Origin of the sequence: Streptosporangium sp. CA-115845 (assembly GCF_050943795.1) — a bacterium.
Lineage (GTDB): Bacteria > Actinomycetota > Actinomycetes > Streptosporangiales > Streptosporangiaceae > Streptosporangium.
Genome location: NZ_CP191988.1, coordinates 4,677,116 through 4,697,863, shown reverse-complemented (window position 1 = coordinate 4,697,863; position 20,748 = coordinate 4,677,116). Strand labels below are relative to the sequence as shown.

Annotated in this window: 13 protein-coding genes and 2 pseudogenes; 6 read left to right on the top strand and 9 right to left on the bottom strand. The window is 70.0% G+C overall.

The genetic code is table 11. The annotated features are described in order from the left end of the window. Positions 1-60: 60 nt before the first annotated feature. Positions 61-5,526 (top strand): carboxyl transferase domain-containing protein, encoded by a 5,466-nt coding sequence (locus tag ACQP0P_RS23550; RefSeq protein ID WP_433380931.1) that lies wholly within the window; start codon positions 61-63, stop codon positions 5,524-5,526. A 226-nt stretch (positions 5,527-5,752) separates the two neighbouring features. Here ACQP0P_RS23550 and ACQP0P_RS23545 read toward each other — a convergent pair whose 3' ends face one another. Beyond that, positions 5,753-6,958, bottom strand: coding sequence for a Cmx/CmrA family chloramphenicol efflux MFS transporter (locus ACQP0P_RS23545; protein WP_433380928.1), 1,206 nt, complete (start codon positions 6,956-6,958; stop codon positions 5,753-5,755). A 345-nt stretch (positions 6,959-7,303) separates the two neighbouring features. Between ACQP0P_RS23545 and ACQP0P_RS23540 the strand changes: the two genes are divergently transcribed. Then, entirely contained in the window at positions 7,304-7,639 is a 336-nt protein-coding gene (locus ACQP0P_RS23540; RefSeq protein ID WP_433380925.1) for a VOC family protein, read from the top strand. A 128-nt stretch (positions 7,640-7,767) separates the two neighbouring features. Here ACQP0P_RS23540 and ACQP0P_RS23535 read toward each other — a convergent pair whose 3' ends face one another. From ACQP0P_RS23535 to ACQP0P_RS23520, 4 genes are all read right to left on the bottom strand, one after another. Continuing rightward, a complete protein-coding gene (locus ACQP0P_RS23535) occupies positions 7,768-9,054 on the bottom strand; it encodes an RNA polymerase sigma factor (RefSeq protein WP_433380923.1) in 1,287 nt (428 codons plus the stop codon). A 15-nt stretch (positions 9,055-9,069) separates the two neighbouring features. Continuing rightward, positions 9,070-9,489, bottom strand: coding sequence for a YciI family protein (locus ACQP0P_RS23530; RefSeq protein ID WP_433380920.1), 420 nt, complete (start codon positions 9,487-9,489; stop codon positions 9,070-9,072). Positions 9,490-9,766: 277 nt separating this feature from the next. Next, positions 9,767-10,723: an epimerase gene (locus ACQP0P_RS23525; RefSeq protein ID WP_433380917.1), complete on the bottom strand. Its 957-nt coding sequence runs from the start codon at positions 10,721-10,723 to the stop codon at positions 9,767-9,769. Between the two features lie 487 nt (positions 10,724-11,210). Then, entirely contained in the window at positions 11,211-12,170 is a 960-nt protein-coding gene (locus ACQP0P_RS23520) for an NlpC/P60 family protein (RefSeq protein ID WP_433380914.1), read from the bottom strand. Positions 12,171-12,955: 785 nt separating this feature from the next. Here ACQP0P_RS23520 and ACQP0P_RS23515 point away from each other — a divergent pair. The 3 genes and pseudogenes from ACQP0P_RS23515 to ACQP0P_RS23505 form a co-directional block, all read left to right on the top strand. Next, on the top strand, positions 12,956-13,237 hold the full coding sequence (locus tag ACQP0P_RS23515) for a heavy-metal-associated domain-containing protein (RefSeq protein WP_433380911.1): 282 nt from the start codon (positions 12,956-12,958) through the stop codon (positions 13,235-13,237). 143 nt (positions 13,238-13,380) lie between these two features. After that, positions 13,381-14,808, top strand: coding sequence for an MFS transporter (locus tag ACQP0P_RS23510; protein WP_433380908.1), 1,428 nt, complete (start codon positions 13,381-13,383; stop codon positions 14,806-14,808). 133 nt (positions 14,809-14,941) lie between these two features. Further along, positions 14,942-15,457, top strand: a pseudogene (locus ACQP0P_RS23505) (cation transporter); the annotation flags it as partial. A gap of 810 nt (positions 15,458-16,267) precedes the next feature. On the opposite strand, the pseudogene ACQP0P_RS23500 reads toward ACQP0P_RS23505, so the two are convergent. After that, positions 16,268-16,435: pseudogene (locus ACQP0P_RS23500) on the bottom strand (cation transporter); the annotation flags it as partial. Positions 16,436-17,447: 1,012 nt separating this feature from the next. On the opposite strand from ACQP0P_RS23500, the gene ACQP0P_RS23495 reads away from it, so the two are divergent. Then, the gene (locus tag ACQP0P_RS23495; RefSeq protein ID WP_433380905.1) at positions 17,448-18,080 is read left to right on the top strand and encodes a DUF305 domain-containing protein; all 633 of its coding nucleotides are present in this window, start codon (positions 17,448-17,450) and stop codon (positions 18,078-18,080) included. A gap of 382 nt (positions 18,081-18,462) precedes the next feature. Here the strand turns inward: ACQP0P_RS23495 and ACQP0P_RS23490 are convergent, their stop codons facing one another. The 3 genes from ACQP0P_RS23490 to ACQP0P_RS23480 form a co-directional block, all read right to left on the bottom strand. After that, on the bottom strand, positions 18,463-19,563 hold the full coding sequence (locus ACQP0P_RS23490) for a winged helix DNA-binding domain-containing protein (protein WP_433380902.1): 1,101 nt from the start codon (positions 19,561-19,563) through the stop codon (positions 18,463-18,465). Then, positions 19,560-19,985: a hypothetical protein gene (locus ACQP0P_RS23485; protein WP_433380899.1), complete on the bottom strand. Its 426-nt coding sequence runs from the start codon at positions 19,983-19,985 to the stop codon at positions 19,560-19,562. The genes ACQP0P_RS23490 and ACQP0P_RS23485 overlap by 4 nt, the downstream gene beginning before the upstream one ends. A gap of 127 nt (positions 19,986-20,112) precedes the next feature. Next, positions 20,113-20,730, bottom strand: coding sequence for a DinB family protein (locus tag ACQP0P_RS23480; RefSeq protein WP_433380896.1), 618 nt, complete (start codon positions 20,728-20,730; stop codon positions 20,113-20,115). Between the last annotated feature and the right edge of the window lie 18 nt (positions 20,731-20,748).

The following is a 20,748-nucleotide window of genomic DNA, read 5'->3' as shown; positions in this document are numbered from 1 at the left end:
CTGCCGGAGGCCGCCGTGTCACGGCGCGCACATCGTTGGTCTACAGGAGGGCTCGGTCGGGTGTTCAGTCGTGTCGCCATCGTCAATCGTGGTGAGGCCGCTATGCGGCTCATCCACGCCGTACGGGACATCGCCGCGGAGAGCGGGACACGGGTCGAGACCGTCGCCCTGCACACCGACGTCGACCGCACGGCCACCTTCGTCCGCGAAGCGGACCTGTCCTACGATCTCGGTCCCGCGTCCGCGCGCCCGTACCTCGACCTGAAGGTGCTGGAGCGCGCGTTGGTGGAGAGCGGGGCCGACGCCGCGTGGGTCGGCTGGGGCTTCGTCGCAGAGGACCCGGCGTTCGCGGAGCTGTGCGAGAAGATCGGAGTCACCTTCGTCGGACCGAGCGCGGAGGCCATGCGCAAGCTCGGCGACAAGATCGGCGCGAAGCTGATCGCCGAGGAGGTCGGCGTGCCGGTCGCGCCGTGGAGCCGCGGTGCGGTCGAGACCCTGGGCGCAGCCCTGGCGGCGGCGGCCGAGATCGGCTACCCGCTGATGCTGAAGGCGACCGCGGGCGGCGGCGGGCGCGGCATCCGCGTGATCACGAACGAGGCCGAGCTCGCCGACGCCTACGAGCGCACCAGCCAGGAGGCCGCGCGGGCGTTCGGCAGCGGCATCGTGTTCCTGGAGCGCCTGGTCACCGGCGCCCGGCACGTCGAGGTCCAGGTGATCGCTGACGGCGAGGGCACCGCGTGGGCGCTCGGCGTCCGCGACTGCTCGGTACAGCGGCGCAACCAGAAGGTCATCGAGGAGTCGGCGTCGCCGGTGCTCAGCCCTGTGCAGACAGCCGAGCTCAAGGCGTCGGCCGAACGGCTGGCCGTCGCGGTCGGTTACCGCGGCGCGGCGACCGTCGAGTTCCTCTACCACCCCGGCGACAAGATGTTCGCGTTCCTCGAGGTCAACACCCGCCTGCAGGTCGAGCATCCGATCACCGAGTCCACCACCGGGTTCGACCTGGTCAAGGCGCAACTGCGGGTGGCATCCGGCGGCAGGCTCGAAGGCGAGCCGCCGGCGGAGCGCGGGCACGCCATCGAGGCCCGGCTGAACGCCGAGGACCCCGACCGCGACTTCGCGCCCTCCCCGGGCCGCATCGCGCGGCTGGACCTGCCCGCCGGGCCGGGCATCCGCGTGGACACCGGCGTCAGCGAGGGCGACACCATCCCCGCCGACTTCGACTCGATGATCGCGAAGATCATCGCCTACGGCCGCGACCGCGACGAGGCGCTCGGCAGGCTGCGCCGGGCGATGGCGCAGACCACGGTGATCATCGAGGGCGGCGCGACGAACAAGAGCTTCGTGCTCGACCTGCTCGACCAGCCCGAGGTGATCGACGCCAGCGCGGACACCGGCTGGATCGACCGCGTCCGTGGCGAGGGCAGGCTCGTCTCGCACCGGCACTCCGCCGTCGCGCTGGCGGCCGCCGCCGTCGAGGCGTACGAGGAGGAGGAACGCGTCGAGCGGCAGCGGCTGCTGTCGACGGCGTTCGGCGGACGCCCGCAGGTGCAGCACGAGAGCGGCCGGCCACTGGACCTCAAGCTGCGTGGCGTCGGCTACCGCGTGCGCGTCGCGCGGGTCGGTGCGCATCGGTTCCGCGTCGGCGTCGAAGCGGGTGACGACGTCCGCGCCGCCGACGTCGAACTCGACCGCTTCGACCGGCACACCGGGCGGATCGTCGTCAACGGCACCCAGTACCGCCTGCTCACCGACACGCACGGGCCGATCCACCTGGTCGAGGTGGACGGCGTGACGCACCGGGTCAGCCGCGACGAGGGCGGCGTCGTCCGCTCGCCCGCGCCCGCGCTGGTCGTCGCCACGCCGCTGAAGGTCGGCGCCGAGGTCGAGGCGGGCGCGCCGGTGCTGGTGCTGGAGAGCATGAAGATGGAGACGGTGCTGCGGGCGCCGTTCAAGGCGCGGCTGAAGGAATGCGTCGTGTCCGTGGGCAGCCAGGTGGAGACCGGTGCACCGCTACTGTGGCTGGAGCCGCTCGCCGACGACGACGCCGCAGCCGAGGACACCTCGGACACCGGGTCCGTCGAGCTGGACCTGCCCGCCACGCCCGGGAAGATCCCGGTGTGGGAGCGCACCAGGCGCGGCCAGGAGGACCTGCGCAGCCTGCTGCTGGGCTTCGACGTCGACCCACACGACGAACGCCGGGTGCTCGACGACTACCTCGCCGCGCGCCGGGCGGCCACCGAGGACGCCCGCCGGCCACTGGCCGAGGAGCTCGAACTCATCGACGTGTTCGCCGACCTCGCCGAGCTGAGCCGCAACCGGCCGGCGGGCGAGGACGGCGGTGGTGACGGCCACGTGTACAGCGCCCGCGAGTACTTCCACACCTACCTGCAGAGCCTCGACGTCGAGCGGGCCAGGCTGCCGGAGGCGTTCCAGGCCAAGCTCGCCAAGGCGCTCGGGCACTACGGTGTCACCGAGCTGGAGCGCTCCCCCGAGCTCGAAGCCGCGGTGTTCCGGATCTTCCTCGCCCAGCAACGCGTGTCCGCCGACGCCACGGTCGTCGCGACATTGCTGCGCGCGTGGCTGCGGGAGCCGCCGCCGGACGAGACGCTGCGCGAGCCCGCCGGTCTCGCGCTGGAGCGGCTGGTCGCCGCGACGCAGGTCCGCTTCCCCGTGGTCTCCGACCTCGCACGCGGCGTGGTGTTCGCCTGGTTCGCCCAGCCGCTGCTGCGCCGCAACCGCGCCCGTGTCTATGCGAGCGTCCGCAAGCACCTGCGCCACCTGGACGCGTACCCGGAGGCGCCGGACCGCGCGACGCGCATCGCCGAGATGGTGCGCAGCACCGAGCCGCTGGTGCGGCTGCTCGGCCAGCGGCTTGTCCGCGACGACCTGGACAACGCGATCATGCTGGAAGTACTGACCCGGCGGTACTACGGCAACAAGGGTCTCACCGGCGTCCGCACCAGCGAGGTCGCGGGCTTCACGTTCGTGGTCGCCGAGCGCGCGGGCTCGTGCGTGGTCTCCGCCGCGGTGAGCTTCGAAGCGCTGGGCGGCGCGCTGCGCGGGCTCGCGGAGCTGGCCGGCGGCGAGGACGCCATCGACGCCGACATCTATCTCGCCTGGGAGAATCAGCCGGAGGACTCCGAGGCGATGGCTGCCGCGCTGCACGAGGTCGTCAGCGCGCACCCGCTGCCGGACCAGGTCCGCAGGCTCACCACCACCGTCGCGGGCAGCGGCGGCGCGGTGATGCACCACCACTTCACCTTCCGCCCGTCGACCACCGGGATGGCCGAGGAGCGGCTGATCCGCGGCCTGCACCCGTACATCGCGCAGCGGATGCAGCTGGAGCGGCTGAGCGAGTTCGACCTCACCCGGCTGCCGTCGTCGGACGAGGAGGTCTACCTCTTCCAGTGCGTGGCGCGGAAGAACCCGTCGGACGACCGCCTCGTCGCGTTCGCCCAGGTACGTGACCTGACCGAGTTGCGCGAGCACGACGGCAGGCTGGTCGCGCTGCCGACGGCCGAGGACACCATCGCCACCTGCCTCGACTCGATCCGCCGCGCGCAGTCACGGCGACCGTCGAAGAAACGTTTCAACACCAACCGGATCGTGGTCTACATCTGGCCGCCGAGCGACATCACCCGCGCGGAGCTGGAGATGATCGCCGGACGCGTGCTGCCGACGACCGCGGGCACCGGGCTGGAGGAGATCCTGTTCATCGCGCGGCAGCGCGACCGCAAGACCGGCGAGCTGGCCAAGATCGCCGTGCGCATCTCCTTCGACGCCACCGGCGGCACCGAGCTGACCGTCGGCGAGCCGTCGGACGAGCTGGTCGAGCCGCTCGACGACTACCGGCAGAAGGTGCTGCGCGCGAGCAGCCGCAACACGGTGTACCCGTACGAGCTGACCGGCCTGCTCGGCGACTTCGTCGAGCACGACCTCGGCGACGACCACGCGCTGGTGCCGGTCGACCGGCCGAAGGGGCGCAACACCGCGGCGATCGTCGCGGGCGTGGTCACCACGCCGACCCGGCGGCACCCGCAGGGCCTCACCAGGGTCGTGCTGCTCGGCGACCCGACCAAGTCGCTCGGCGCGCTGTCGGAGCCGGAGTGCCGCCGCGTGGTCGCCGCGCTGGACCTGGCCGAGCGGATGCGGGTGCCGCTGGAGTGGTACGCGCTGTCCTCCGGCGCCCGGATCTCCATGGAGTCGGGCACGGAGAACATGGACTGGGTGGCCGCGGCGCTCAAGCGGATCGTCGAGTTCACCCAGGACGGCGGCGAGATCAACATCGTGGTCGCGGGCATCAACGTCGGCGCGCAGCCTTACTGGAACGCCGAGGCGACGATGCTCATGCATACCAAGGGCATCCTGGTGATGACGCCGGACTCGGCGATGGTGCTCACCGGCAAGCAGTCGCTCGACTTCTCCGGTGGCGTGTCGGCCGAGGACAACTTCGGCATCGGCGGCTACGACCGGGTGATGGGCCCGAACGGGCAGGCGCACTACTGGGCGCCGAACCTGACCGCCGCGCGGGACGTGCTGATGTCGCACTACGACCACACCTACGTCGCACCCGGCGAGGAGACGCCGCGGCGGGCGAAGACGACCGACCCCATCGACCGCGACATCTCCAACTTCCCGCACATCCTGGTCGACAGCGACTTCACCACCGTCGGCGAGATCTTCTCCGCCGAGGCCAACCCGGACCGCAAGAAACCGTTCGACATCCGGACCGTGATGCGGGCGCTCTCCGACCAGGACCACCCGGTGCTGGAACGCTGGGCGGGCATGGCCGACGCGGAGACCGCGGCGGTGCAGGACGTGCATCTCGGCGGCATGCCGGTCTGCCTGCTCGGCATCGAATCACGGGCGGTACCCCGGCGCGGTTTCCCACCCACCGACGGCCCGGACACCTACACCGCGGGCACGCTGTTCCCCCAGTCGTCGAAGAAGGCCGCGCGGGCGATCAACGCGGCCAGCGGCAACCGACCGCTGGTGGTGCTGGCCAACCTGTCGGGCTTCGACGGCTCGCCGGAGTCGATGCGGAAGCTGCAGCTGGAGTACGGCGCCGAGATCGGCCGCGCGATCGTGAACTTCCGCGGGCCCATCGTGTTCTGTGTGATCTCGCGGTACCACGGCGGCGCGTTCGTGGTGTTCTCCAAGGCGCTGAACCCGAACATGACCGTGCTCGCGCTGGAAGGCTCGTTCGCCTCGGTGCTCGGCGGCGCCCCCGCCGCCGCGGTGGTGTTCTCCGGCGATGTCAACGCCCGCACCGCGGCCGACCCGCGCGTGCGGGACCTGGAGGCCCGCGTCACGGCCGCCTCCGGCGCCGACCGCGCCGCGTTGGCCGCGGAGCTCGACGAGCTCCGCTCGTCGGTCCGTGCGGAGAAGCTCGGCGAGGTGGCCACGGAGTTCGACCGTGTGCACGACATCCAGCGCGCGGTCCAGGTCGGCTCCGTCGACGCCGTCATCCGCGCCGCGGAACTGCGCCCACGCATCATCGAGGCCATCGAGTCCCGCCTGCGCTGACAGTGGGCGCTACGTTGGGGACCTCGCCGTGGCATTCCATGCCGGCCTGCACCGGTGCGAACGCGTTCTGCGCCTCGTGAATGGCGGACGGCTGTGAACCCGCGACCTCGACGTCCTCCAAGCGACCCGCGCCGTGATCGACCAACACGGCGCGGGTCCTCATCTCGCCGACGCACTCGCCACCATCGCCGGCGTCACCGCCGAGGACGCGTGCCGAGTGGTGTGGTCACACCGTGGTGCGGGACGCCGGCGCCTCCTCACCCGGCGTGCTCCGCAGGCGCTGTACCACATGGGCGAGGCCCGCTGTGACGAGCGCCGTCGCCACCAGCAGGGCACTGACCCACAGTGGCGAGCGGTAACCGAGTCCGGCGGCGATGGTGGCGCCGCCGATGGCGGGTCCGGCGGCCGCGCCCACGTTGAGGGCCGCGGTCGCGAAGGAGCCGCCGAGTGAGGGTGCCCGCGTCGCCGCATACAGCACCTGGGCGATCAAGGTCGAGCCGACGGCGAACGAGAGGGCCCCCTGGACGAAGACGAGCAGGAACGCGGCGACCGGGCTGCCGGCTGTGGACGTGAAGATCACCCATCCGGCGAGCAGGGCGATCCCGCCCGGAATCAGGACCCGCATCGGCCGCGTGTCCGACAGGCGACCGCCGACGGTCACTCCGGCGAACGATCCGAGACCGAACAGCGCCAGCATCGCCGGCACCCAGCGCTCGGAGAAGCCACTGACGTTGACGACCAGCGGGGTCAGATAGGTGAAGGTGCAGAAGGTGGCGGCGTTCACCAGCGCGGCCAGCAGCAGCACGACCAGCAGCCGCGGGTCGCGCAGTGCCCGCAGTTCGCGCCGAGCACGGGGACGGGCCTCGTCCGGGTCGCCGGCCGCCTGAACTGTGTCGGGCACCGAGCGCAGCACGGCGAAGACGGCCGGCAGGGAGATCAGCGCAACGGCCCAGAACGCCGACCGCCAGCCGAGCGCCTGACCGAGCACGGCGCCGGCGGGCACACCGGCGACGCACGCGAGCGTGATGCCTCCCAGCAGGACGGAGGTCGCCCGCCCCTTGGCGTTCGGCGCGACCATGCCGGTCGCCGCCGCGAGCCCCACAGCCAGGAAGCCGGCGTTGGCCAGCGCCCCTAGGACCCGGGTCGCCAGGAGCACGGAGAAGGTGGTGGCGACCGCGCCGACGACATGCACGAGCATGAACGCGACCAGGAAGACGAGCAGCGCCCGCCGACGCGGCCAGCGCAGACTGAGCACCGCCATCAGCGGGGCGCCGACGATCATTCCTGCGGCGAAGGCGGACGTCAGCGCGCCGGCGGCCGGGATGGACACATTCAGTTCACTGGCGATGTCTGGAACCAGTCCGGAGAGCATGAACTCGGACGTTCCCTGGGCGAATACCGCCAGTCCGAGGATGTAGATGGCAAAGGGCATGAGCAGAAAACTCCACAGCCACGTCGAAAGGGATCACGAAGGACACCGCACGCCACCGCGGAAGCGTGCGGTCATCTGGGGCACACGGGGGCCTACCGCGTGAAGGAGACCCGCGTGAAGGAGACCCGGCTTGGCGCCACCAGTGGTACGACGAAGGTGACGGAACTACCGGGAAGACTCAGTCCGTACGACGGTGATCCGGCGGCGAGGGTGACGAAAACACGCGGTCTCAGCGATGGCGCTGCCGCGTGACACCACAAGAAGCCACCGAAGGACCGGTGGCTAGCGTCTTGACGCCTCAGGACTGGACATGGCCACATGATAGCGAAAGTTCTTAGAGGCCTCGTGCTAGGTACCGACGGCTGCCGGGCGGGGATGGTGTGCCACTGCTCGGAGTCGGCGGGCCGGGCACCGGCCTCGCCTCCCGGTGCGGTGGTGTTCACCACCGCACCGATCCCGTTCGCCGTCCGCGAGCCGCTGCCGGGCGTGGATCTCGACGACGTCGCGCGGCCCGGCCTCGGGATGTCCCTGTGGTTTCGCACCACGGACGCCCAGGAGTTGCACGACCGGCTCGCCGCTGCCGGGGTGCCCATCATCAGCCCGCCCAAGGACAGCCCCTTCGGCCGCACGTTCACCTTCACCGGCCCCGAGGGCTACACCCTCACCGCGCACGGAGGCTGACCGCCGCCGTCATCCCATCCGGCTCTTTCTCGCCCTCGGCGAGTGCGCGCCTCCCGGAGGGCTCCCCCGCGAGAGTCGTATCCAGAGCCGACAAGAAAGGACGTGCCTCGGGTGTTCCTCCGAGCCGGTCAGCCGAGGTCGGCGAGTTTACGTTCCAGCACCGCCCGCTCGCGCTCGTTGCCGCACAGCCGTACGGCGAGCTCCAGTTCGGTGCGCGCCTCGCCGGTGCGGCCCAGGCGGATGAGCAGTTCCCCGCGAACGCTCGGCAGCAGGTGCGAGTTCGACAGCCCCCCGGCGGCCACCAGCTCGTCCGCGATCGGCAGCGCCGCAGCCGGTCCCCGGGCCATGGAGACCGCCACCGCCCGGTTGAGGTCGACCACCGGCGACGGCGCGAGCCGGCCAAGCGCCTCGTAGATGAACACGACGCGCTCCCAGTTCGTCGCGTCGACCGACGGAGCGACGGCATGGCATTCGGCGATCGCCGCCTGCAAGCCGTAGACGCCCAGGCCCCGGCCGACCCGCTCCGCGCGGGCCAGGGCGGCTCGCCCCCGGCGGATCGCGGCGCGGTCCCAGCGACGGCGGTCCTGGTGCTCCAGCAGCACCGGCTCGCCGTCCGGCCCGGTACGGGAGGGGAAGCGCGCCGCGGTCAGCTCGAGCAGCGCCAGCAGGCCGTGGACCTCGGGCTCGTCCGGCACCAGACGGCTCAGCACCCGAGCGAGGCGCTGTGCCTCGCTCGCGAGGTCGAGTCGGATCAGATCGTCACCGGAGCTGGCCGAGGACCCTTCGGTGAAGATCAGGTAGACCACGCTGAGCACCGAGCCGAGCCGCTCGGTCCGCTCCTCGGCCGACGGCACCTTGAACGGCACCCGGGCAGCCCCGAGGGTCTTCTTCGCCCGGGTGATCCGGGCCTGCACGGTGGCGGCCGGAACGAGAAACGCCTTGGCGATCTCGTCGCTCGTCAGGCCGCCGACCACCCGCAGGGCGAGCGCCACCCTCGCCTCCCGCGACAGCACGGGGTGGCAGGAGATGAACATCAACGCGAGCACGTCGTCATCGATCTGGTCCGGATCCCACAGCACGTCCTCGGCGTCCCGGGCCGGATCGGCGGGTGCGCTCCCCGAGACGACATCCCCCTCGCCCAGGTCGCGGGCGAGGGCGGCGTACCTCTCGTCAAGGGCGGAGCGCCGGCGGAACGCGTCGATCGCGCGGCGCCGGCCGACGGTGAGCAACCACCCCGCGGGGTTGCGGGGTACGCCGTCGCGTGGCCAGGTCACGAGTGCCTCGGCCAGCGCCTCCTGGGCGAGGTCCTCGGCCAGCGCGAAGTCGCCGGTGTAGCGCGCGAGCGCGCCGACGATCCGGGCGGACTCGATCCGCCAGACGGCGGCAACGGCCTCACGGCCGGTGGAATCGGCCATCTCCTGTCGATCCGCTCAGAACTGACCGGTGGCCTCGCGCCACGCCCGCTCCTTCTGGACCCACTCGTTGTCCTGCGGGAACTCGTCGATCGTGGTGACCCGGCGGATCTCGGTCTTGAAGCCCGGGCCGGTGATCGGCGAACGCTTGGCCCACTCGACGGCCTCCTCCTTCGACGCCACGTTGAGGATGTAGAACCCACCGAACAGTTCCTTGGTCTCGCCGTACGGGCCGTCGGTGACCACCGGCGGCTCGGCGGAGTAGTCGACGACCACTCCCTCTGCGGCGTCGTCGAGTCCCTCCGCGGCGACCAGCACGCCGGCCCGGATCATCTCGTCGTTGTACCTGCCGATGGTTTCGAGCATCTTGCCGAAGTCGATGTCCGCCATCCCCGCGTAGGCCTCGTCGGTGGCGCGCATGATCAGCATGTACTTCATCGTTCTTCTCCTGGGTTGTCCGGGCCCCTCTCTCGGACCCTCTCACCTCTAGGTCGAACGGGGATGCCGTGGATCGACACCACCGCCGATCTTCTTCCGAATCCTCGCCATGGAACAGGCCGACGTCCTGCCCGCCTATGCCGCTTACCTCGCCGTACCTGGGAGGTACGGTTCAGGCCGCGTCGTCGGCAGCGTGACACACTGCCTGGCGACCGATGTTGATCGCCGCGAAGTAATCAGCAGGGCCAGCGAGCCCACACGAAACACAGCCGAAGGCTCACCCGGAAAAGCCAGGCCCGCCACGCACGCGCCGCACGAGGTCGTCGGCGGCCTCCGGCCACTGGGCGTGGTCGAAGGCGAAGCCCGCTTCGAGCAGGCGGCCGGGGACGACTCGGCGGCTTTTCAACAGGAGTTCGGTGTCCGAGCGCAGTGCGAACGCGCCGAGCTCGGCCATCCACCTCGTTGCGGGCAGGCCCACCGGAACACCCCACGCGGAGCGCAGCACGCGCATGAACATGTGCTGCGGTAAAGGAACGGGAGCAGCGAGGTTCACCGGCCCGGCGAGGTCGTCCCGGTCGACCAGGAACTCGACGGCACGGACAAAATCGCGATCGTGGATCCAGGACACGTACTGCGCGCCGCCCGCGACCGGGCCGCCAAAGCCGAGCCGCGCCAGCCGCAGCAAGACGTCGAAGACGCCACCGCGATCGGGACTCATCACCATGGCAGAGCGCATGCCGACCTTGCGCGTGTACGGGGTTTCGGCTCGTTCCTGCGCTCGCTCCCACGCCTTTGCGATCTCGACGCTGTAGGCCCAGTAGCCCGGGACACCGAATTCAGTGCCGCCAAGCACGCCGGTCGCCTCGTCGTTGGGCGCGTCGAAGCGGTGGGAGTAGACAGTGGCCGTGCTCATCTGCAACCAGACCCGAGGAGGCCGCACGGCGGCTGCGATCGCCTCACCCACAACCCGGGCGGAGTGCACGCGCGAATCCATCATGGCCTGCAGATTGGCTGTGGTGTAACGACAGCTGACGCTGCGTCCGGCCAGGTTGACCACGATGTCGCTGCCGTCGATCTCCTCCGCCCATGGACCCAGGGTCTCGCCGTCCCAGCGGACTTCACGGTCGCGCACCGGACGCCTGGTCAGGACCACGACTTCATGGCCTGCGGCGGTCAGCGCGCGATTCAGGATCGTGCCTACCTGCCCGGTTCCCCCGGGTATCACTATCCTCATCAGGCTCCCCCAGGTGTGTGGGACGAGCATAATGCAGCGAGTTGAACGCATTCAAAAGTGAGGCGACGCCCACATCAAGGGGAACTCGGCACGGTTCTGGGCTGCGGAACTGCGGGTTGGTGCACCTCACGCCGGCTTGGCGCCTGCGCCTGAACCTTGTCGGCGAGTGTTGCGACCGCGCTGGTCACAGCCATTCGTTTCGAGATGACGGCACGCGCGCCGTACGACATGAAAGGCAGGCGCAAGTACACCGTCCAGCAAATCGCGGGCCGGTTGAGTGTCGGTCGTGCCATCGGCTGGGGAACCGTCCCATCTCCTCGACGGACCACCCGGTCCTGGGACCCGATGTGCCGGCCTCCATGGAACCGGCCCCGTCCGGCTTCAGGTATCAGGACTGTTCGGGCCTACGGCGGATGCCGGCCACATCCTGTTCGTGCGCGACCCGGCCAAGGCGGTCAGGGCGTGCCCGCCGCGGTCCTGATCGGTGTCAGGGACGGACGGCACCGAGGAGGCGACCCCACCAGTAGTCGTCGAGTTCGACTTCCTTGACAATGTCGCCGGTCCGCGGGGCGTGCACCATCTTGCCGTTGCCCGCGTACATGCCCATGTGGCCCAGGCCCTTACTGAAAAGCAGGTCACCGGGCTGCAGCCGGTTCACATCCAAGGGCACCCGCCTGCCGGCCCCCCAGCTCCACTGTTCCCACGTGGTGCGGGGAATGCTGACCCCGGCGTTACGCCAGGCGGTTTGCGCCAGACCTGAACAGTCGTACGATCCTGGCCCCTCGCCGCCCCACTGGTACGGCTTGCCGATCTGCGCGTAGGCGAACTGCAGCGCGGTCCTCGCGTTACCGGAGGCCGGGCCCTTGTACGTGATGCCGGTGCTGTCGGGGTCGCCGGCCCGGAAAGCGCCGAGCCTGCGCAACAGTTTCGTCTGCTCGGCGATCAGGCGCTTGGTCGTGGCCTTTTCCTTGGCCAGCGTGTCTCGCGCCTTGTCCGACTTGGTCAGCGCGTCCTTGGCCTTGCCATGCTGCGCCCTGAGGGCCTGGGTAGCGGCGTCGAATGCACGCAGCGACTCCGCGTGCCCGGCCGATATCTGATCGACCGCGGCCAGACTGCTCAGGAGCGACCGGGGGTCCTGGCTGGAGATGAGCCCCGCCCCGCCGCTCAGGCCGCCGACCTGGTAGGTGCTGACGGCGACCGTGACGAGGTTGCGGCGCAGGGCGTCGACCGATTCCCGCTGCCGGCCGTAGACCTTGTTCAGCTCGTCGTAGTGCTTCTTGGCCTTCTTCCACCGCTCGTTGGCCAGGTTGTAGCGGTCGACGACCTTGCCGGCCTGGTCGTTGAGCTTCGCAAGCTTCGCCCTTGCCTGGGCGATGGTGGGCTGCGGCTCGGCGATCGCCCCGTCCAGAGGCGACAGCAGAACGGCGATCACGAGTCCCGTCGCCACAGGTATCCGTCCGACTCGCACCGGCATGCCTGCAACGGCCACTGTGTGATGCCTTCCTTTGCCCGGATGTCGGGCGAAATGCTACAGAAGCAGCGCAGGCTATTCATCCTTTACTCCGTATTTCCGCCCCCCTGCAAGATGGTCAGGCGTTGACGGCCGACCGGGGAGGCGGGGCCGGCCGCAGCACGACCTGACATGACACCGCTGCTCAGAAAGGGTTTCCGGAACCCGCAGGGAAGACCCGCCGAGAGTCGAAGCGCCCGCGAGCGGGGCTTCCCCGGTCGAGAAAATAACTATCAGTCATAGTAGAACGCCTCCCCTGCCGCTCCCCCCATCTCACGGGTTTGCCGGCGCTCGCGGTGCCGGTGTCCTGGCGGGGCAAGACGGTGGCCATAAGCCCCGCCGTCTCGGAGAACAGGCCGCCGATGCCGGTTCCACACGAGCTCAAACGGCCGGGTTCACGGCCGTCCTCGCTTTCGCGCCAGGGCGCCCACCTACCACCACAGCGCGGTGAGATGCTCAAACGCCGTGATCGCTGTTCTCTCCGAGCGGCGCGTCGCCTGCACGCCCGGCTTCCCGGGCCGGAGGGACGCGTAGGTCGTCGAAAACCTCCCCCGCGAGAGTGACCGTCTCGGGCGGTTGCCCCGGCATGGATGCGGCCGGGACGGCGGAACGCACTAATTCTCACTGAAAACCCCACCCCTATTGGGAATTGAACCCCATGGGGGTATGTTAAGGTCACAAACCGAGGTACCCCACCGGGGTATATGCGAGAGGAGAAGTCCATGTGCACGGCATGTGCGTGCGGCACCGCGGACACCGTCCCGGCCCAGGTCGAGATCGGCGGCGCGATCGTCTATACGGTCACCGGCATGACCTGCGGGCACTGCGTCTCATCGGTTTCCGCCGAGATCGGCAAGATCGGCGGCGTGAGTGGCGTTCAGGTCGATCTGGCCTCCGGCGCCGTCACCGTCAACGGAGCGGGATTCTCCGACGAGCAGATCCGCGCGGCCGTGGACCGGGCGGGCTACACGCTGGCCGACGCCTCGCCCGTCAGCACCTCCTAGGGCGACTCACCCGAGAGAACAGAAGGTGGGCGTGCACTGGCATGCACGCCCACCCGCGGGGCCGGTCCGATTTCGACATCACACCCAACCCCCTACGACGCATCCTGCCACCCGGCGGGAATGCGAGGAATCAGGAGTACGGCATGAACGCCGTCAATCCACGCCGGTGGCAGGCACTCATCGTGCTGGCCGCCGCGCAGTTCATGGTCATCATGGACACCTCGATCATCGGCGTCGCCCTGCCCGACATGCAGCGCGATCTCGGCTTCTCCCAGGGAAACCTGCAGTGGGTCTTCAACGCCTACGTCATCGCCTTCGGCGGCCTGCTGCTGCTCGGCGGACGGCTGTCGGACCTGTTCGGCGCCCGCAAGGTCTTCACCACCGGCTGGGTCATCTTGATCGCCGGCTCCGTCGTCGCCGCGCTGGCGAACGACGCCTGGGTCGAGATCCTCGGCCGGGCCGTGCAAGGGGTGGGCGGAGCACTCATCGCGCCCGCCTCGATGACCCTGCTCATGATGCTCTTCGGCCATGACTCGCGCGAACTGGGCAGGGCCATGGCCCTGTACGGCGCGGCGGCACCGGCGGGCGGCACCGCCGGGGTGTTCCTGGGCGGCGTCATCACCGAATACCTCAGCTGGCCCTGGGTGTTCATCGTCTACGTCCCGATCGGTCTGGCCACCCTCGCGGCCGTACCCGCCCTGCTCCCTGCCGTTCGGGGCAGGCGCGGCTCCGTCGACGTGCTCGGCGCGATCTCGGTCACCGCGGGTATCGCCCTGGCGGTCTACGCCATCGTCCAGGCACCCGAACAGGGCTGGGGCTCGGCCACCACGCTGCTGGAGTTCGCCGGAGCGATCACGCTGCTGGCGCTGTTCCTACTGATCCAGCGCACGGTCCGCGAACCCCTCATGCCGCTCGGCGTGTGGAGGACGCCCGGCCTGGCCACCTCCAACCTCGCGATGGCGCTGCTGGGTGCGGCCTGGATCCCGATGTGGTACTTCCTCAACCTCTACCTGCAGCAGGTACTCGGTTACGGCGCCTTCCCCAGCGGCGCGGCGCTACTGCCGATGACCATCGCCATCATGATCTTCATGATCGGCGTCACCGCGAGGCTGCTGGGCCGGTTCGGCGCCAAACCACTGATCGTCATCGGCCTGCTCATCCTGGCCGTGGGCCTGGTGGGGTTGTCCATGGCCAGGCCCGACGGGACGTTCGCCGTCGACGTGCTGCCCGCCTCGCTGATCGCCGCGGTCGGCATGTCGCTGGCCTACATCCCGGCCATGATGTCGGCCATGTCCGGGGTGCGGCCCGAGGAGAGCGGTCTGGCCTCCGGGATCGTCAACACCACCTACCAGGTCGGCTCCGCGCTCGGCCTGGCCGTGATGACCGCGATCGCCACTTCCCGGGGGGCCGCGGAGCTGAGGAACCTGCCCGCGCTCACCGACGGTTTCCAAGCCGCCTTCATCGGGGCCGGAGCCGTGGCCGCCGCCGGGGCCCTGCTGACCCTGCTGCTCATGCGCAAGCCAAAGCAGACAGCCGAGACAAGTGCTCAACCCGAGACGGTACAGATGTAACCCGGTTCGGGGGCGTGTCCCGGCACGCCCCCGCCACACGTCCGGCTCGTAGAGCCGCCCGAGTCGTCCGTATCCGGCTCGCACGGCGACCACGATCACCGACCTCTGGCATGACGAGCGAAAGGAGCAGGTGATGTCCCCCCTCACCGACGACAGAGCACAAGACACGGTCGAACTCTCGATCGGCGGCATGACCTGCGCGTCCTGCGCCAACCGGATCGAGCGCAAGCTCAACAAGCTCGACGGCGTGAGTGCGACCGTCAACTACGCCACGGAGAAGGCCAAGGTCACCTTCACCGAGGGCGTCGATCCCCAAGACCTCATCGCCGAGGTGGAGAAAACCGGCTACACCGCCGCGCTTCCCCCGAAGCCTGACGGCGGCGCAAAACGCGATGAATCGCAGAACGAGCCTCAAGACGAACTTCAGTCACTGCGCCGGCGACTGATCACCGCCGTGGTGCTCGCCGTGCCGGTGATCGCGATGGCGATGATCCCTGCGCTGCAGTTCACCAACTGGCAGTGGCTCTCACTCGCCCTGGCCGCCCCGGTCGTGGCCTACGCGGGCTGGCCCTTCCACCGGGCCGCGTGGATCAACCTGCGCCACGGCGCCGCCACCATGGACACCCTGGTCTCGCTCGGCACGATCGCCACTCGGCCTGCTCAACCCCATGATCGCCGGAGCCGCGATGGCGTTCTCCTCGGTCGCCTTGGGCGGGGCCAGGTCGAGCAGGGCGCGGACGGCGTCGTTGGCACCGCCGCGGGCGCGCATCTCAAACCAGTGCCCCAGCAGCACGAAGGCGGCCAGCACGGTGGCGGCCTCGTAGAACACCTCACCACCGCCGGTGAGGGTCACGATCACCGAGTACAGCCAGCCCGCGCCGACCGCCACCGCGACCAGCACCATCATGTCCAGGGTGCTCGCGCGCAGCGCCCGCACCGCCCCGGCGAAGAAGATCCAGCACGAGTAGAAGATCACCGGCAGGCTGAGCAGCAGCGCCCACACCTCCTGGCGCACCCCGAACGGGACCGGCAGGTTCAGGCCGAGCACTTCGGTGCCGATCGGCGACCACACCACGATCGGAATGGAGAACAGCAGCGCCACCAGGAACCGGTTGCGCATGTCGGCCACCATCGCGGCCATCGACATCCCGCCGTGACCCATCATCTCGTGCGGAGAGACCACGCCCTCAACCCCACCATGATCCACGTGCTCGGCCGGCATCACGCGGGCTTCGTGCCCGGCGGCCCCGGCCCGCGCTGTGTCCTCCACACGGGTGTCGCGACCGGGTGCGTGCTGTTTCGTGGTAGCGCCGTGGGAGGGATCTTTGCGGTCGAAGGGTGGCGGGTCCGGCTCGGCCATCGGATCACAGATGTGAGAGGGCACTGACTGACCGGCGCAGTGGTAGCCGCATTCGATCACCCAGGTGCGCAGCTCGGCCAGACAGGTGCGGGTCGGGTCGAACACCACGGTCGCCGTCTGGGCGACCGGGTTGACCTCCACCTCCAGCACTCCCGGACGGCGGCCGAGCCGGGCCGCGACGACGTTCTGCTCCGTGGCCCACCGCAGTCCGCTGACATCGAGGATCGCAGTGCTGCGCTCCTTGGCGGCGCCGTGCCGGGTGTCCATGTGATCTGTCATGGGCCTTCTCCCTCATGCCGGAGGGCGCCGAGATCGAACCCTCCTATCACCAATCGTGAATTCCTCCGCGAAACGCGATCCCGGGTGAGGGGCACCGTCGGCATCCGGGCCCGACGAGCGGCAGGCTCGGCTCACGGCGGCGTTTCCGGGCCGCACATCACGTCGTTCTCCTTGACAACACCATGCCCGGATCTGAGAGATCTCCAATCAGAGGCGATGGCCCGCAGGTTCCACTGCCGGAGTCCCGCTCAGGCCTCCCCGAGGGTACGTCGGCGTTGCCCGGGGTACATGGCGACGCGCACGGCGAGACCGGACGTCGGTGCCGGATCCCGTCATGGGCATCCGGGGCATGCGCACACCTCTTCGTTGTCCGCCCCCGTAAGGGCGTCCTGCCGCATGCCTACGCCGGATCATCCTACTATCATGGATAGTAGGATGATCGGAAAGGCCAGGCCGTGACTGCGGGGGGAGACGATGGGCGGCTCAACTCGCCGGTTCGCGTCGCGGGTGTCGCACCGGCTTCTTCTGATCGCCCTGGTTTTGGGCGTCGCCGGGATGCACACGCTGGGGCATCTGGACCATCAGCAGGAACACGGCGGTACGCCTGCCGCCTTCGAGCATGCCTCTACCGCCGAGCATGGAGTGCCGGAAGCGCGCGCCATGCTCCTTCCCGCTCCGATGCCCCAGGCCGGGCAACCGATCTCAGGGTTTGACGACACTCCCCTCACCCCTGATCCGAGCTCCGTCTGCCTGGCCGTACTCACCTCCTTCCTCCTTCTCCTCATCGGTATGGCGTCCCTGTGGACGCGGCGAATCTCGCAGGCCCGAACGGCAGATGCCTCGCCGATGCCGCTCGTCGCCCGCCCACCCCCGCGCAGGACGGCCCTACGCCTGGCGTGTCTCTCGGTTTTGCGGCTATAGGCCGATCCTCACCGCGGACGGCATCGAAAATCCGCCCGCCGACGATCGACACGCAGATACGACCGACCGGAAAGAGACCATGGAAATGTTCACCGACCACTCCGCCCTTCGCAGGCTCGCACTGACCGCCACAGCGGGAGCCGGCGCCCTCGCGCTGCTCACCGCCTGCGGAGGCGGGGACGACGCGATGACCGGCCACACCGGCACGACCAGCAGTACTCACGCTCCCGCCACCACCGCGAGCCAGAAGCCGGGAGCCTCCTTCAACGACGTCGACGTCGCCTTCACCCAGATGATGATCCCGCATCACGAGCAGGCCGTTGAGATGGCCAAGCTGGCCGAGACGCGCGCCTCCGACCCGGAGGTGAAGGAATTGGCGGCGAAGATCGAGGCCGCGCAGGGACCGGAGATCGCCACCATGACCGACTGGTTGTCCCTCTGGAAGGCTCCCGCCCCGGAGGGTCACGGCGGGCATGTCATGCCCGGCATGATGACCGAGGAGGACATGGTCAAGCTCCGGGCGGCAAAGGGCGCCCGGTTCGACCGGATGTTCGCGGAACTCATGATCGCCCATCACAAGGGGGCGATCACGATGGCCAAGACCGAGCAGCGCGACGGGGCCGATCCCAAGGCCAAGGAACTCGCCAGAACCATCGAGACCGCCCAGCAGGCTGAGATCGAGCAGATGCAGGAGCTTCTCGAGCGGCTGTAGGCCACAGAGTGGTCGGCGATGTCCGGATGTGCGCTACAAGGACATCGCCGGCTTTCGGTGTCGTGGTTCATCCGCCGCATTCACGAGAAGTAGCGCTCACGGGTGACACCGAATGCCCCGAAAAGGAGCCGCGGCCGAGCATCCGCCCTGGTCAGAGCCGTTCTGAGCCGTTCTGAGGTGAGCGCCCGGCCTGATCGCCGTTTGGTGCCGTCGCCACCGCTGCCGGCGTGGTCGGGGCAGATCAGGTCCGGGACCGACGAGAACCCTGAGGCGCGGGGCGGCGTGGGTCCCCCGCCGCCGTAAACAGGCGCCTGACCGTGCGGGCCCTTCGGCAGCGTGAAGCGAAGCGCGCCCCCCGCCCCCGCCCAGGGGAAGCAGTCGCTCAGCTGGGGGACGCGGCGATCTGTACGCGGCGGCTGTCGTCGTCGGAGAGGAACGACGCCAGCGCCCGCCCCTGCTCGGCTACGGTGGTGCGGTCGGCTCGGGAGAAGCGGCGCAGCGGGGTGACAGCCACGGTGCCTGCCTTGACGCTCCAGGTCGCGGCGACCCGGCCCTCGACCAGGACAACGCGAGCGCCGGCGACCGACAGGCCGCGGTGGGCGTCGTCGACGATCCGGCTGCGGTCGTGGTAACCGAGGAGCGCGTTGTCGAACGCCGGCAGGAACCGCACCGGGGCGGGTGTGTCGGGGTCGGGGCGCGGCGCGTCGGGGAGGTCCAGCAGTTCCCGGCCTCGCTCGTCGCGGAAGGTGACCAGCTCCTCGCGTATCGCGGCCACCGCGGCCGGCAGTCCGGCAAGGCCGCACCAGGCGCGCAGGTCGGCCGCGGCGGCGGGGCCGAACGCGGCCAGATAGCGCCGTACCAGCACTTCACCGACCGGATCGGAGCCCTTCGGGGCCGGCGGGTCGATCTCGCGCCCCAGCCAGGAGGAGAGCAGGACGTTGCGCACTCCCGCCCTCGTGCGCCACAGCCCGCGCGGCGGCAGCTGCGCCACCGGGACGAGGGCGGCGATCAGCATTTCGCCCAGCGCCCGCGCTCCCGGCGCCGGCCAGCGCTCAGCCAGCGCCCGCGCGAGCTCGGTCATCGACCGGGGCTCGTCGTCGGCCATCACCGCCCGGCCTGCCGCCGCGAGCTCGCCGAGGTCCACCCCGGCGAGCTCGCGGCGGTAGTTCCCGAGTACCCGCTGGCGCAGCATGGTGTCGTGGCGGGCCCGCCAGGCCAGGGCGTCGTCGGCGGCGAGGAGGTGGACGGTGCGGCGCATGAGATGGGTCCGCACCACGCTCCGCCGGATCAGCAGATCCGAGAGCACCTCCGGGTCGAACGCGCGCAGCCGCGCCCAGAGCCCGACGAACGGTTCCTGCGGTTCCTGCGCCTGCAGGCCGCACAGGTGCGCGACGGCGTCGAGGACCGGCACGTCTGCGTGATCGAGCAGCAACTGCCGGGCGAGCGTCGCGCGGTTGAGCGCCCGGGTGTCGAGAACGGTCATCGGCTCATGCCGCAGCGCGCTCGTCGGTCAGGTGCCGGGGCACCCGGTTCATCCGCGCGTTTCGCGCCTCGGGCCGACCTTTGCGGCAGCGGCCGGTGAGCAGGCCCATCGCCGGCGGACTCCACACCGGCGATGGGCCTGCCATAGCGCTCACAGGTGGGCAGGACCTCGCGCTCGATGCCGCGATTGACGATCGAGTACGGGGACCGCCCGGTGCGGAAGCACCGCAGACCGCGCCGGTCGGCGACCCACCGGGCCTCGACGATCTCCGAGACCGGGGCGTCGAAGACGCCGATCATGTATATCCTGCCGTTACACACCAGGTCGGTCCGATCGGTGTCGGCCACCCGGCCGAACATCATGGTGCCCAGGTGGTGGGGGCTGACCTGAATACCGGTCCGCCCCGGCTCGCGCATCTTCACGGTGACGCCGTTCCTTTCGATTTCAGGCAGGACCCGAGTGGGTGGTGAATCCCGGCCCGGGGTCCACCGGGTCCGGTGGATGACACCGGTCAAGACGATGCCCGATCCGGCGGGGCCCCGTCCCCGATCAGGTTGATCTCTGCCCGTCGAGCGTCTCGCGCAGGATGTCGGCGTGCCCGGCGTGCTGGGCGGTCTCGGCGATGAGGTGCATCAGCACCCGGCGTACGCTGCGCACCGCTCCCGGCTCGTTCCAGGGTGCCTCCGGCATCGGGTGCGTCGCCGACAGGTCGGGAACGGCGGCGACGATCTCCTCGCTGCGGGCGGCGACCTGCTCGTAACGCGCGAGGATCCCGGCCGACGTCTCGCCGGGCAGCATCCGGAAGTCGTTCTGATGGTCGATCGCCCACTGCGGGATCTCGCGCGCGGTACCGGCCGCGAGGTCGGCCCAGGTGACACCGTCGGGCAGGTCGTGGCGCATCGCCGACGGACCCTCGACCACGAAGCGCATCCACCCTTCCTCGATGGACGCGACGTGCTTGATCAGCCCGCCCAGGCACAGCGTGCTGACCGTCGGGCGCTCGCCGAGTTGCTCGTCACTGAGCCCGCGGACGGCGCTGGTCAGGGCGGATCGCGCGGTCGCGAGCGCGGCGAGCAGGTCGCCCCGCTCGGCGTCGAGGGTTGAGGGGGGCATGGTGGTGGCGGTCACGGCGTTCGGGTCCTTCGGGTTGTTGTCGTTGACTGGCACGCGACAACAGTCGCAGGC